The 14,418-nt window shown below is 47.2% G+C and carries 8 protein-coding genes; all 8 read right to left on the bottom strand.

Annotated elements, in window-relative coordinates; all coding sequences use genetic code 11:
- Positions 1 to 9 precede the first annotated feature (9 nt).
- Positions 10 to 480, bottom strand: a complete 471-nt coding sequence (locus JL661_RS01905; RefSeq protein ID WP_062772050.1) for a bactofilin family protein — start codon at positions 478 to 480, stop codon at positions 10 to 12.
- A 175-nt stretch (positions 481 to 655) separates the two neighbouring features.
- On the bottom strand, positions 656 to 796 hold the full coding sequence (locus tag JL661_RS01900; RefSeq protein ID WP_223302422.1) for a hypothetical protein: 141 nt from the start codon (positions 794 to 796) through the stop codon (positions 656 to 658).
- A gap of 106 nt (positions 797 to 902) precedes the next feature.
- Positions 903 to 1,205 (bottom strand): hypothetical protein, encoded by a 303-nt coding sequence (locus tag JL661_RS18235; RefSeq protein ID WP_225310128.1) that lies wholly within the window; start codon positions 1,203 to 1,205, stop codon positions 903 to 905.
- Positions 1,206 to 1,557: 352 nt separating this feature from the next.
- Positions 1,558 to 1,866 (bottom strand): helix-turn-helix domain-containing protein, encoded by a 309-nt coding sequence (locus JL661_RS01890; RefSeq protein ID WP_004241177.1) that lies wholly within the window; start codon positions 1,864 to 1,866, stop codon positions 1,558 to 1,560.
- Between the two features lie 1,110 nt (positions 1,867 to 2,976).
- Positions 2,977 to 12,015, bottom strand: a complete 9,039-nt coding sequence (locus JL661_RS01885; protein ID WP_218481012.1) for an Ig-like domain-containing protein — start codon at positions 12,013 to 12,015, stop codon at positions 2,977 to 2,979.
- Positions 11,942 to 12,616 (bottom strand): inverse autotransporter beta domain-containing protein, encoded by a 675-nt coding sequence (locus JL661_RS01880; protein WP_218481010.1) that lies wholly within the window; start codon positions 12,614 to 12,616, stop codon positions 11,942 to 11,944. Before JL661_RS01880 ends, JL661_RS01885 begins: the two co-directional genes overlap by 74 nt.
- Positions 12,617 to 12,791: 175 nt before the next feature.
- On the bottom strand, positions 12,792 to 13,265 hold the full coding sequence (locus JL661_RS01875; protein ID WP_225310129.1) for a hypothetical protein: 474 nt from the start codon (positions 13,263 to 13,265) through the stop codon (positions 12,792 to 12,794).
- 193 nt (positions 13,266 to 13,458) lie between these two features.
- Positions 13,459 to 13,665 carry a helix-turn-helix domain-containing protein gene (locus JL661_RS01870; protein ID WP_051456253.1) on the bottom strand — a complete coding sequence of 69 codons (207 nt, stop codon included), beginning with the start codon at positions 13,663 to 13,665 and terminating at the stop codon, positions 13,459 to 13,461.
- Between the last annotated feature and the right edge of the window lie 753 nt (positions 13,666 to 14,418).

Raw genomic sequence — 14,418 nt, 5'->3', positions numbered from 1 at the left:
GGGTAAAGATTATTTTTGATTTATTGTCTTTTCTTTACCGGCAACAACGATATCAGGGTTTACTTTATTACTCTTATAAGGTTCGGACTGGCCGGTAAAACGCCCGCCGGTAATAATGGAAAATGCTTCAGCGCGGCACACGCCATTAAGTTCGCCCTTTTGTAAAATTTCCGTATTTTTAGCACAGCAGGTGCCCATCATAAGACCATTGATTGAAACATGCTCCGAAGTCACATCACCTTCAATAACGCCTTTTTCCATAACAGAAACTTTAAAAGCACCGGCATTGATATTCCCTTTCACTTTCCCGTATATTTCAATATTCCCCCCGGGAGTCATATCGCCGGTTATTTCACAGCCGGTTCCCACAATGGTAATACTTTTACCGGCTGGTTCATTTTTTACCGGTTCTGCTTTTACCGGTTCCGCTTTTACGGGTTCTGCTTTATCTTTTTTATCGTCTTGTCTGAATAATGCCATAAAAAAACGCCTTCCTGTTGTGATGAAAAATAATACAAAGAGAAGCAAAAAATAGATGCTCATATGAAAATACAATTTTCTCCCGGAAGAGATAATCGCTATCAGTACTCCTCCCCAGAGAAACCAGAGACTGTATAAATACAAATGTATTTTCATTCGTTCAGCGTCTTTATGCTTACTGGTATACCGGCACATCACTGATACAATTTATATTGATCTGGATATGCACACCATTCTCTTCATCGATATAAAACACGACGTTATCACCGTCATAGTGATATTTAATATCACAATCCTGTTTAACAAATTTTTTCATTATATTTGCCAAATCAGTTTTCATATCATCAAAAATCATAGTTCCTCCTGATGTTCAGGTTTAAAGTGACAACAAATACATCTGAACAGAACTGCATAAGATAAACCTATGGTTTCTCATCATAGATAACCATATAACTGCTGGTATTTAATAAGTTATTTTTTTGATTATTTTTCAGATCTTTTTCCAGGTCACCGCCGAATCCGGTTTGTACATCGTACCCGTTGTTATCGAAGAATGCCTGCCAGGCACCGGCGATCTCATCCGAGTAAAACTGATCACCGGATTCATCGCGCTGCACCGGAACCGCCGGTAATGTACTGAACACATCACTGTGCGGGATCCGGCTGCCGGGCGGCACTTTTCCGGCAGGCTCCGGCAGTGTGGTCAGATCCATCGGAAACGGCATGCCCCGTCTGCCGGATAAAAAGCGGTTTCTGAGATCATCCGGAGACACGGCGACAACTGCCCCTATACCCTCTATTGTTTCCGATATTACCGGCTCAGATTGTCTGACCACCGGTTTTGATGCAGAGGATACTGCAACTGAAACCGGAAAAATAAACGGTAAGGAAAACAGCAGATATAATCTTATTTTTTTCATATTAAATTTTTTATATGACATAAACATAAATATGTCCCGGTCCCGGATTTTCAGAGTTAATGATGATAAAATAATTTATCAATAAGTACCGACGATATCCCCATCATAATGGTTTTATGCATTATTTCTGTATAAATATACTTTATTATTGTTTAAATCATTTTCCGTAATCATTATAGTACGATTGTTCTATTCTTCCTTCATGCTCTCCGACCTTATGATGGTAATAGCTTCCTAATACCGAGAATAAATTATTAACATCGTTTGGTGTCATTTGAAGAGCAGCAAAATAGCGCATAAGCATATCCAGGTTAAAACAATTCACGCCTCTTTCATAACGGGAGATCTGTTGCTGACTGATACTTAAGATTTTTGAAAGTTCAATACCGGATAACCCGAGCTGTCGGCGTTTATTTTTAAGAGCCTGGCCTATTACGCTGGAAATAGGATGAATATTTTTAATCACAAATCCTCCTGACGACTACATTACACTCTGACTACTATTTATTATAAATAAAACAATATGCATTCTGTTTTATATGCCATGTGAAATAATGATAATCACTGAAAAGATAAACTAATATACTGCATGCCTGTTTAAGACACCTCCTTCTTCAGTTAAAAAAGATAAGCATGATAATACATTTTCACTCCACGTGAGAGTAAAAATGCTATTTTCAGCATTCATTTTGTTAAGTAGTTAACTATTTTATTGATAACAATATCAGAGCGGCAGAGATTAATGCTCTCTGCTATCCTGTGTACGGATAAACATTATCGTCACTGATATGTCAGCTGTATTTCTTTTTCTTATCGCCGGGAAAATTGGTATTACAAGACGATCGCGAAGATCATTTTGTCGCCATTTACCTGTTATCGTTAATAACCTTCTTTATATAAGTTATTTTATTTTCATGTAAAGAGTAAATGACTTATGGCGGTGTGTGCAAATTTTTATTCACCTCTCCATTCAAATCGAACAATAGATTAAACCTATCAATAAAAATTTATTCATACCCAAAAAATAGCATAATAAGTCAAATTTACTAATTACATCAGTAAGTTAAATTGAAGTGACTGTTTTTACACAATAAATACGATTTATCCTAAATATCCCCCCCACTCCTCTCGCGATTACGTTTGAAGCACTCTGTTACACATTCATTATGTTTTTTCACAAAAATACCATTGTAACACACTAATTATTAACAAATTATTGCGTTGGTAACTATCATTATCCGTGGTATTCCATTCCGGATTAGTAGTATAAAAACGCGTATTTCACTTATTAAATCCCGTCACCCAGTATTATCATCTGATATAAATCTGCTGCTCTGAATAAATGTATATCTGCCGGGAAAAACTATCTGAATATCTGAAATACTATATGCTCACCGGGATTGCTCACACCTGCTTCGCTGATACCAATGTTATTCCTCTGTTCACACAAAATAAAAAGCTCCGGCTGTCATACCGGAGCTTTTCCTTATATTACCGTCGTATCAGATTATGAGATACAGATCACGTATTATCCTGTGGTCTGAACGGCTTATTTTATCATTACCAATCTTCTGCGTTACATGGCAGAGGAGTATGTCTGCAACAGTCTCACACTGACCACGTTATTGCTGTCCACATTAACTTCAAGTACACGCCAGAATTTGGTGCTCGTACCTGAGGCATTCCGCGGAGATTCAACATAAGTATCAGGTGCGGTTCCCGATGCCAGCGTTACACGGTCATTAATATGTACTGATACTTTTGTATCGGTATTATTAAAGTTTGACCAGGTACAATTGTAGCATTCCAGAGCATAGGTATAGGTGCCCGGCTTAAACTTCTCGATGGTAATCGTTTCAAGACCCGGAGCGGATGTGTTATCCCTGTCGAGATGTACCCCGTCATAATCTTTCTTACCACGGAAGACCACCGTTCCGTCAGGCACTTTAATATAGGCATCCGGATCCTTCGGATTATTTTCCAGCCACTGGACAATAATCTTGGCATCATTATTACCCATCTGGATCAGACCGTACTGGTAATTAAGATCGAGACCTGAGCGAATCTCAATGAAATCATCATAGGTTCTGAAGCCATCTTTCGTAATAACAATCGCATACCGTCCTGCCACCAGTTCAACCTGAATCTTACCGCTGGACGGTGTCAGCTCATCAACCAGTTTTTCACCTTTATTCTCGGAATAGATTTCAATTCTCGCTCCCGGAATAACCACGGTACCTGTTTTACCGGCATCCACAACGGTGATTGTACTCTTGAACAACTCTTCAAAAGACACGGTCAGATTTGCATTAACCTTGTTCTGTCCGTCCATTTTGGCCGAAACAACAATGTCATACGTTGGTGTCATCGAACTCGTCAGTGTGGCTTCCACCGTTCCGTCAACACCCGTCTTCGGCGCAGCCGCGGTCAGTGTTGTGGTTGTTGGTGCACTGCCCTCCCAGGTGAGCGCGACATCCCTTACCGGGTTATCGTTCCCGTCAAGTACCGTGGCAACAAATATAAAGGTATTTGTCCCGTTGGCCACTTTACGGGTGACTTCCCCTTTCAGATTGACCGATGCAATGTGCGCCGTTGCGAGATCCGCTGTGAAGCTGACGGTTTTGTCAGCCGCAGTCTGTGCGGTCTCAAGGTACTGAGCACTGACACTGATATCATAAGCCGCTTTGGTGGTCGATTTCAGCGTGATAACCGCTTTACCGGTCGCATCCGTTTTACTGGTTGCCGCTGACAGGATGACATTACTGCCTTTATCCTGTGTCCATTTCACATCCAGATCCGCCTGTGTGACCGGGTTGTTATTGGCATCCACCAGCTGTGCGGTATAGGTAAAGATGTTGGTGCCGTTTGCCACTTTCTCAATCAGATCACCATCCAGCGTTACCTTACCGATGTGCGCTGATGCCAGGTCATAAGTAAAGCTGACCGTCTTATTGGCTGCCACTTCAGCAGTCGAAGCATACTGAGCCTTCACAGTGATATCTTTAACCACTTTGGTCGTCGATTTCAGCGTAATAACTGCCCGGCCCTCAGCATCCGTTTTACTGGTTGTCGCTGACAGCACAACATCCGTACCTTTATCCTGCGTCCATTTCACATCCAGATTCGCCTGGCGTATCGGGTTGCCGTGACTGTCCGTTAACTGCGCGGTATAGGTAAAGTTGTTCGTACCGTTTGCCACTTTCTCAACCAGATCACCATCCAGGATCACTGTGCTGACATGTGCTGACGTCAGGTCATGGATAAAGCTGACCGTCTTATCGGCTGCCACAACCGGCGTACTTTCATACTGTGCACTCACCGTAATGGTATCGACCGCTGTTGTGGTGGAAACCAGGGTGATGGTTGCCCGGCCATCAGCATCCGTTTTACTGGTCGCTGCTGACAACGCGACATCGTTACCTTTGTCCTGCGTCCATTTCACCACCAGATCCGCTTTGCGTACCGGGTTGTTGTTAGCATCCACCACCTGAGCGGTGTAGGTGAAGTTGTTCGCACCATCGGCCACCTTCTGTACCACATCACCAGTCAGTTTCACGGTACCGATTTTGGCTGACGCCAGGTCATAGATAAAGCTGACCGTCTTGTCTGCCGCAACTTCGGTGGTATCCAGATACTGAGCTTTCACGGTGATAGTATCCACCGCTTTTTTGGTTGACTTCAGGGTGACAGTCGCCTGACCGTCAGCATCCGTTTTAGTGGTTGCCGCTGACAGTGTGACATCACTGCCTTTGTCCTGCGTCCATTTCACATCCAGATTTGCCTGACGGACAGGGTTACCGTTACCGTCCACCAGTTGTGCAGTGTAGGTAAAGGTATTCACGCCATCGGCAATTTTCTCAATCACACCATCTTTCAGCGTCACAGTACTGACGTGTGCGGATGTCAGGTTATAGATAAAGCTGACGGTTTTATTCGCTGCCACTTTCGCGGTGCTTTCATACTGCGCACTCACGGTAATGGTATCGACCGCTTTTGTGGTGGAAGTCAGGGTAATCGTCGCTTTACCGGTGGCATCCGTTTTGCTGGTTACATCCGACAGCGTCACATCCGTGCCTTTATCCTGCGTCCATTTCACATCCAGGTCTGCTTTACGGATCGGGTTGTTATTCACATCCACCAGTTGTGCGGTGTAAGTGAAGTAACTCACGCCATCCGCGACTTTTTCTGTCACTGTACCGCCCAGCGCGACCGTACTGACATGCGCTGACGCCAGGTCATAGATAAAGCTGACCGTCTTATCGGCTGCCACAACCGGCGTGCTTTCGTACTGCGCACTCACGGTGATGGTATCAACGGCTTTTTTGGTGGAGGTCAGGGTGATAACAGCCTTACCGTCCGCATCCGTTTTACTGGTTGTGGCCGACAGCGCAACATCATTGCCCTTATCCTGCGTCCATTTCACCACCAGATCAGCCTGACGGATCGGGTTACCATTGTTATCAACTAACTGCGCCGTGAAGGTATAGTTATTTGCCCCATCAGCAATTTTCTGCACCACATCACCGGTCAGTTTCACCGTACCGACTTTGGCTGACGCCATGTTATAGATAAAGCTGACAGTCTTATTCGCCGCAACTTCGGTGGTTTCCTTGTACTGCGCTTTCACCGTGATGGTATCCACCGCTTTGGTGGTTGATTTCAGGGTGACCGTCGCCTGACCGTTGACATCCGTTTTAGTGGTTGCCGCTGACAGCGTGACATCACTGCCTTTGTCCTGCGTCCATTTCACATCCAGATTTGCCTGACGGACAGGGTTACCATTGCCATCCACCAGTTGTGCAGTGTAGGTAAAGGTATTCACACCATCGGCAATTTTCTCTGTTACATCATCTTTCAGCGTCACAGTACTGACGTGTGCGGATGTCAGGTTATAGATAAAGCTGACCGTCTTATCCGCCGCCACTTTCGCGGTGCTTTCATACTGCGCACTCACGGTGATGGTATCAACGGCTTTGGTGGTCGAGGTCAGCGTGATGGTTGCTTTACCGTCCGCATTGGTTTTACTGGTCTCAGCAGACAACACGACATCATTGCCCTTATCCTGTGTCCATTTCACCACCAGATCCGCCTGACGGATCGGGTTACCGTTGGTATCGACCAGTTGCGCGGTATAGGTGAAGTTATTCACACCATCCGCCACTTTCTGTACCACATCGCCGTCCAGCTTCACGGTACCGACTTTGGCTGAACTCAGCTCATAGATAAAGCTGACCAGCTTATTGGCATCCACTTTGGCTGTACCGGCATACTGTGCACTGACGAGTACATCATCCACTGCTTTTTTGGTGGAGGTCAGGGTGATAGTGGCTTTACCGGTGGCATCCGTTTTACTGGTTGTCGCCGACAGCGCCACATCATTACCTTTGTCCTGCGTCCAGTTCACCACCAGATCCGCCTGACGAACCGGGTTACCGTTGCCGTCAACCAGCTGTGCGGTATAAGTGAAGGCATTCACACCATCCGCCACTTTCTGTACCACATCGCCTTCCAGGGTCACGGTGCCCACTTTGGCTGACGTCAGTTCAAAGATAAAGCTGACGGCCTTATTCGCTGCCACTTTCGCGGTATCTTCGTACTGTGCACTCACTGTAACGTTATCAACGGCAGTTGTGGTCGATGTCAGTGTGACAGTGGCTTTACCGGTGGCATCCGTTTTACTGCTTGTCGCTGACAGCACGACTGCATTGCCTTTGTCCTGCGTCCAGTTCACCACCAGATCTGCCTGACGGATCGGGTTACCGTTACCGTCCACCAGCTGTGCGGTGTAGGTGAACGCATTGACGCCATCTGCCACTTTCTGCACCACATCGCCGTCCAGGGTCACGGTACCGACTTTGGCTGAAGTCAGTTCATAGGTAAAGCTGACATTTCTGTCCGCCGCCACAGCAGCTGTACTTTCGTACTGCCCGCTGACGGTGACATTATCCACCGCAGTGGTTGTCGATTTCAGCGTGATAGTGGCTGTACCATCAGCACGGGTTTTACTGGTTGTGGCCGACAGAGCAACATCGTTACCTTTGTTCTGCGTCCAGTTCACCACCAGATCCGCTTTACGGACCGGGTTACCATTACCGTCCACAACCTGTGCGGTATAGGTAAAGAAGCTGGTGCCATCCGCGATTTTCTGCGTGACAGTGCCGTCCAGTTTCACGGTACCGACTTTGGCTGAACTCAGTTCATAGATAAAGCTGACCGTCTTATCCGCAGCAACCTCAGCCGTTTCTTTGTACTGTGCTTTAACCGTGACGTTATCGACGGCTTTTGTGGTGGATTTCAGGGTGATGGTCGCTTTACCATCGGCATTGGTCTGACTGGTTGCCGAAGACAGCACGACATCATTACCTTTGTCCTGCGTCCATTTCACATCCAGACCGGCCTGACGGACCGGGTTACCATTGCCGTCCACCAGTTGCGCGGTGTAAGTGAAGGTATTCACACCATCCGCCACTTTTTCAATAACAGCGTCGTCAAGGGTCACAGTGCTGACTTTGGCCAGATTAACGTTATAGATAAAGCTGACCGTTTTATCCGCTGCCGCTTTGGCGGTACTTTCGTACTGCCCGCTGACACGGACATCATCCACCGCTTTTGTAGTCGACGTCAGTGTGACTGTGGCCTGACCATCCGTGTTGGTTTTACTGCTGACAGCAGACAACGTCACATCATTGCCTTTATCCTGCGTCCACTTAATATCCAGACCGGCCTGACGGATCGGGTTACCGTTGCCGTCCACCAGTTGTGCGGTGTAGGTAAAGGCGTTCACACCGTCAGCAACTTTTTCCGTCACATCACCGTTGAGGGTAACTGTACCGACTTTGGCGGAGGTCAGTTCAAAGATAAAGCTGATCAGCTTATTCGCATCCACTTTGGCGGTACTTGCGTACTGCGCACTGACGCGGACATCATCCACGGCTTTTTTGGTGGAAGTCAGAGTGATGGTTGCTTTACCGGTGGCATCCGTTTTACTGGTTGTGGCCGACAGAGCAACATCCGTCCCTTTATCCTGGCTCCAGTTCACCACCAGATCGGCCTGACGAACCGGGTTCCCGTTGCCGTCCACCAGTTGCGCGGTATAGGTAAAGAAGCTGACACCATCCGCCACTTTCTGTACCACATCGCCTTCCAGAGTCACGGAACCGACTTTGGCTGAGGCAATGTTATAGATAAAGCTGACGGTTTTATCCGCCGGCACGACTGCCGTTTCCTGGTACTGCGCGCTGACACGGACATCGTCCACCGCCGTGGTGGTCGAAATCAGCGTGATAGTCGCTTTACCATCGGCATCAGTTTTACTGACAACGGAGGACAGTTTTACCGCCGCACCTTTATCCTGGATCCATTTCACATCCAGGTTTGCTTTGCGGACAGGGTTACCGTTGCTGTCCACCAACTGTGCGGTATAGGTAAAGCTGCTGGTGCCGTCTGCCACTTTCTCCGTGACAGCGCCATTCAGCTCCACAGTGCCGACTTTGGCCATATTAATGTTGAAGATAAAGCTGACAGTTTTGTTTGCCGGTACCACAGCCGTTTCTGCGTACTGTGCACTGACACGGATATTCTCCGCTGCTTTTTTGGTCGACGTCAGAGTAATCACGGCTTTACCGTCCGCATCCGTTTTACTGGTTGCGGCTGACAGCACCACATCACTGCCTTTGTCCTGCGTCCATTTCACATCCAGATCCGCCTGACGGATCGGGTTGTTGTTCTCATCCACCAGTTGTGCCGTGTAGGTAAAGCTGCTGAGGCCATCGGCGACTTTTTCAGTCACACTGCCGTTCAGTTCCACCTTGCTGACTCTGGCTGAGGCAACGTTATAAATAAAGCTGACGGCTTTATCCGCCTGAATAACCGGCGTACCGGCATACTGCGCACTGACACGGATGTTATCCGCCACTTTGGTGGTGGAGATCAGAGTGATAGTCGCCACACCGTCTGCGTTGGTTTTGCTGGTTTCCGCCGACAGCACCACATCGCTGCCTTTGTTCTGCGTCCACTTCACATCCAGATCTGCCTGACGGATCGGGTTACCATTACTATCCACCAGCTGCGCGGTATAGGTAAAGCTGCTGAGACCATCAGCCACTTTCTGAGTGACATCGCCGTTCAGCGTGACTTTACTGACCTTCGCGGTGTCGATGTTATAGATAAAGTTAACACTCTTATCCGCATCCACACTTACCCCGCCGTCCAGCGCCGCGCTGACAAGAACATTGTCCATCGCTTTATTGGTACCGGCTAAGGTAATGGTGATTTTACCTTCCGCATTGGTAGTGCCTGTTACCAGTACAACTGCTGCCGGATTATCTGCGGATGCAGTAACCGGGACACCCTGGATCGGGTTACCATTGTTATCCTGAACCAGGACGGTATAGGTGAAGTTATCTGTACCGTTGGCAACTTTGGTTGTCTGATCACCGTTTAACAGCACACTGCGGACAGCCATCGAGCTGTTATCAGGTGTGATACGGACAACGGTGGTTTTACCGGCTGCGTCTGTGGCGTTGATCGCACGGACAGTCGCATCACCCACACGGGTACCGGTCAGTGTAAAGGTTGCCTCACCGTTGCTGCCGGTAACGACATTCTGATCACTAAGCTGGCCGAGTGTGGTTGTCAGGTTAACGGTATTACCCGGGATCACGTTATTAAAGGCATCTTTCACCGTCACGGTCAGCATCGCCTGCTCAGTACCGTCAGCAATAATGGCTTTCTTGTCACTGATCAGGGACGTGATGGTTGCGGTGGACAGATCCGGAACAAAGGTCAGAACCGCAGTTTCACGGCTGTCATTGATACTGAAGGTATAGTTATCCTGACCCGCTTTGGTATTGGTGATATTCACCCGCAACTGACCATTACTGTCTGTCAGACCACCGGCAGGCTGAGTCAGATAACCGGCAGTTCCCGGTACTTTGATTGTCACCGGTGCACCGGCGATCGGGTTGTTGCGGTTATCAGTGACGGTTACCAGAACACTGTTCTTCGCTTTACCATCCGCCGCCGAATTATCCTGAGTTACCACAACACTCTGAATCTTCGCGGTACTGATATCCGCGATAAACTGTGCTGTCACACTCTTCGACGTGCCCGTTCCCTCAACCACCAGTTTGGAATCCCCGGCCGTTTCACTGCTGAACCGGATAGTGACCTGGCCGTTGCTGTCAGTCTGCTGGTTCGGATCCGCGACTGTCGCACCGTTATCCGCTCTGGACGTTAACGGGAAGTTTTCCACCAGGTTATCGAACTGGTCAGTCACCGTTGCCACAGCGATGTTTTTCGCCTGGCCGTCAGCCACTGCTTTGTTATTGGTTAATTCAAGGGTTTTAATTTTTGCTGTATTGATATCAGCAATATAGGTGATTGCTTCGGTACGGCTGTTACCGTTACGCATTTTGGCTTTCAGCAATCCTTTACCGGCGGATTTACTGATAATTTTCACGGTTGCCGTGCCGTCCGGCCCGGAGATCACGGTCAGTGTCTGGCCGCTGTTGCCGTCCGCATCATAAATGGTCACGCCTTCCGGATTTTTCAGACCGGAAACGCTGAAAGTCACTGCTTTATTCGGCAGCACTTCGCCCTTGTCATTCTGTAACAGCGCCACAGCGGTAAACTGGTCACTGTTGTTGGCGATTAAGGATTGGTTCGGCGTGACGGTCAGTTTGGTGATGGTTTCCACTGACGGAATAACATTCACCCACATTTCTGCGGTGTTGGACGGGTTACCCTCGTTATCTTCACCGACAGCGGTCACACGGTAGCCCTGCGGCCCGCCGTTACGATCCATAAAAATATATTCCGGCAGCGTAATATCTGCCGTGGTCAGCCCGGTCTGTTTGATTTCACCGCCGTTTGCCAGCAGTTCAGGCGCTGACCAGCGCAGAGATTTCAGACCGTATTTGGCTTTCAGCACACTGACCGTCACCGGCAGTGTCTGTGCCGCTTCACCGTTGAGTGTCGGCGGCAGGGCAATCCGCAGCAGTTCCTGCTTACGGTACTGCATCACAATGTTGTAGTTTCTGTCGACGAAGTCGTAACGGTTACCCGCCAGGTTACGCATCAGATCAACATTGTCGGTATCCAGCTGCTGTGACAGCGGCACGCCGAAACGGTAGGAAAGTTCCATTCCAATCTGGCTGTCGTTGGAATCACCACGGGATGTCTGACCTTTGAACGTGATCAGCGGGAACGGGGTGTAACTGAGCCCGATGGTGGAGACCGACGGGTTACTTTTCAGTTCACCGGAAGAGGTGGTACTGGCCAGGCTGACGCCGTCACCGAAGTACTGTTCATATTTTGCAAATGCGCCTAACTGCGGATAATCAGGCAGATAGCCCTCCGCACGGATATCAAACCCGTTAGCCGGGCGTTCATCGTAATCGCGCATTTCGTGCAGTTTTGACTGGTGCCAGTCTGTTACCCTGAAGTAGCCGTTAGCCGCAAACTTCAGGTAATTGGCCCATAACTCACCGCCGACACCGACCCGCGAGTTACTGCCGGTGATATCGTAGTCATAAAAGCTGTTAACCCCCCCACATCCAGCCGTCTTCATACTGACGATAGCCCAGACCGAGGTTGGTGGTGGTACGTTCTTCATTAGCGCGAAGCCCGATCTGTGAGAAGAACAGGCTGTTCGGATTATCAACTAACGGGACCAGTACATCCGCATCACCGGTTTTATTGCTGCCGAACTGAATACGGGCGTGGCCCACCTGGTTCAGCCAGTCATTCACCTGCTGGTTAAGCAGGTTTTCACCGATACCGCGCACATAGCCGAGAGATGCATCCACCGCATCCTCACTGGAGAGGATCTGCCCGGCCTGTGAGGCGTTACCCGCCAGACGGGCTTCATTCTGTGCCGCTTCATCTTCCGGAGAAATATCCGGCAGACCGAGGGTCGGCAAGGCACTGAAGATATCATCGGTCCGCACGGTATTATCGCGCGGTGCCGGGTTCGCCGGGTCAGGCAGCGTGCTGACACTCATCGGGAACGGCATGCCGTTCTGTCCGGAGATAAAGCCACTGTCCGAACCAGCCGGCATCACGCCGTATTCACTGCCGGACGGCATCTCAACGGTAAATCCCTCACCGCTCAGAGTGCTGCCGGAAGCGGTTTTTCCGCCCTGTGGTTTCGGAGGCGGAGCCGGACTCGGAGATGTATCCATCAATGCATTAAGTCCGTCAAATGTTTCTGACATGATTAATTCATTGTCATGTTCTGCCGCGTAGGCAACAGATAATGTTGCCGTCGACACCGGAAAAAATAACTGCAAAAAGAGTAACAGATAGGCTGTTACCCTCTTTGTTTTTGAGTAATACGAAGTCACAGGCATGAATACATCCCCGAAATAAGATTAAAAATCCAAAAAAAAATTAAATATCAGAAAGTGCTTTTATTTTATCCTTCACACCAATGAAACCTGCGTACTGAACTTTGGTACATAAGGTGTCCAGTTTTTTATTCAGTGTCATGGATAACACTTCACGGGAGTCTTTATCCATAATCTCTTTATTGACGTTTAAGAAGGTATAGTTCTGATTAATACGTCCGTAGCTTGATGAGAAATCATTAAATTCAGCCTGATTTACGCCTTTAAGAAAATTAAATCCGTCCACACAGGCGTTATTGGTGGATGCAATAACAATCCCCTGAGATGCAATTTGTTTACTTCCCACATACGCCTGTGCCGCGTTATTACCGGTCACATTAGGTGTCGCGGAACGGGTTTGCTGTTTTACCGGCGGGTTTTTAACTGCTGCCGTGTTTTTCTTTACCGGTGATGTTGAGCAGGCAGAAATAACCAGTGAAAGCCCGGCTACAACGAGTGCTTTTTTGTTAATCATCATTTTCATTCATTCCTATTTATAAAATTAACTCTTACAGAGAGAAATTACAGGTTTAATAAAAACACCTGCCTGCTGATGATATGAAGTTAATGCAACATATTATTAACAGCATTCAGATGTCATCAGACAGAAAAAGGTTGGTGATATTAAATACACGCGTAAAGGGAGAGTCATAACAGTTGGATAGTCAGCATTACGGGTTATCAGTGTCATCTGTATCTTCCGGTCCGGAAATAACAGACTGATAATGGGTGCTGATAATGGAGAAAAGTTCGCTGATCTCACGCTCCGTCATTCCCAGCGCCGCACAATACCTGAGCATGACATCCGGACTGAGCACCGACAGCCCGCGTTCATAGCGGGATATCTGCTGCTGACTGATATTCAGTTTCTCAGCCACTTCCGAACCTGTTAATCCCTGACTTTTTCGCCTTCTTTTTAAGAAAAAACCAACTTCTTTCAATAGAGATATATTATTATCACACATAGCAAAACCTGATTTACCCGGGATATTTAACTCCTTTTAGGTTTATCCGGAATAATTAACGATAGTAATAAACATAAAAATCCCGTTATTACACACTATATCCACCGGAGAATCAGACCGGAAAGGTAACGATCCCTGTTAATTACTGCATCCTTTATCGGAAAAGAAGCCAGCCACTGCCTTTTATTTTCAGTTGATATCATTCAGCCAAATACAAATTAAGTGAGTTTAATCCTGGTTATTCAGCAGCAATAAAATCACTGATAACAAAATAATACCGATAAATCATCACTATCAGATCGGGTAAAGAATAAGTGAATCCGGAGCAGTCATGCAAATAATCATTCCTCTTTCGTTGCCTTAAGAACAATTGGTGAAATCTATCTGTGAGTAACCACAAATAGTAATAACAGGGAAAATAGTCATGTAATTTCAGTTCATTATATAAAAACAAACAGGATGGGTAATGATGGTGTCAGAAAAAGGATATTTGAGATAACTCCCTGTATGATTAAACCTGTATCACTTTGTTACAGTTTTTATCCTCTTTTTGTTCATCTGATAATAATAAAAAGAATTTTATTATGATTTATTAAATATAACTCCAATAACTTGTATTTTCGCCAGTCAAAATAAAAACACCGGCCTGTCGGAAGAGGCCGGTGT

Source organism: Morganella morganii (assembly GCF_019243775.1).
Taxonomy (GTDB): Bacteria; Pseudomonadota; Gammaproteobacteria; order Enterobacterales; family Enterobacteriaceae; genus Morganella; species Morganella morganii.
Note: the sequence above shows the minus strand (reverse complement) of the source record. Positions and strands in the feature narration are given on the sequence as shown.

Coding starts and splice junctions, on each gene's coding strand:
- JL661_RS01905 (WP_062772050.1), bottom strand. CDS start 480: ATGGCATTATTCAGACAAGACGATAAAAAAGATAAAGCAGAACCCGTA.
- JL661_RS01900 (WP_223302422.1), bottom strand. CDS start 796: ATGAAAAAATTTGTTAAACAGGATTGTGATATTAAATATCACTATGAC.
- JL661_RS18235 (WP_225310128.1), bottom strand. CDS start 1,205: ATGCCGTTTCCGATGGATCTGACCACACTGCCGGAGCCTGCCGGAAAA.
- JL661_RS01885 (WP_218481012.1), bottom strand. CDS start 12,015: ATGAAGAACGTACCACCACCAACCTCGGTCTGGGCTATCGTCAGTATG.
- JL661_RS01880 (WP_218481010.1), bottom strand. CDS start 12,616: ATGTCAGAAACATTTGACGGACTTAATGCATTGATGGATACATCTCCG.
- JL661_RS01875 (WP_225310129.1), bottom strand. CDS start 13,265: ATGATGATTAACAAAAAAGCACTCGTTGTAGCCGGGCTTTCACTGGTT.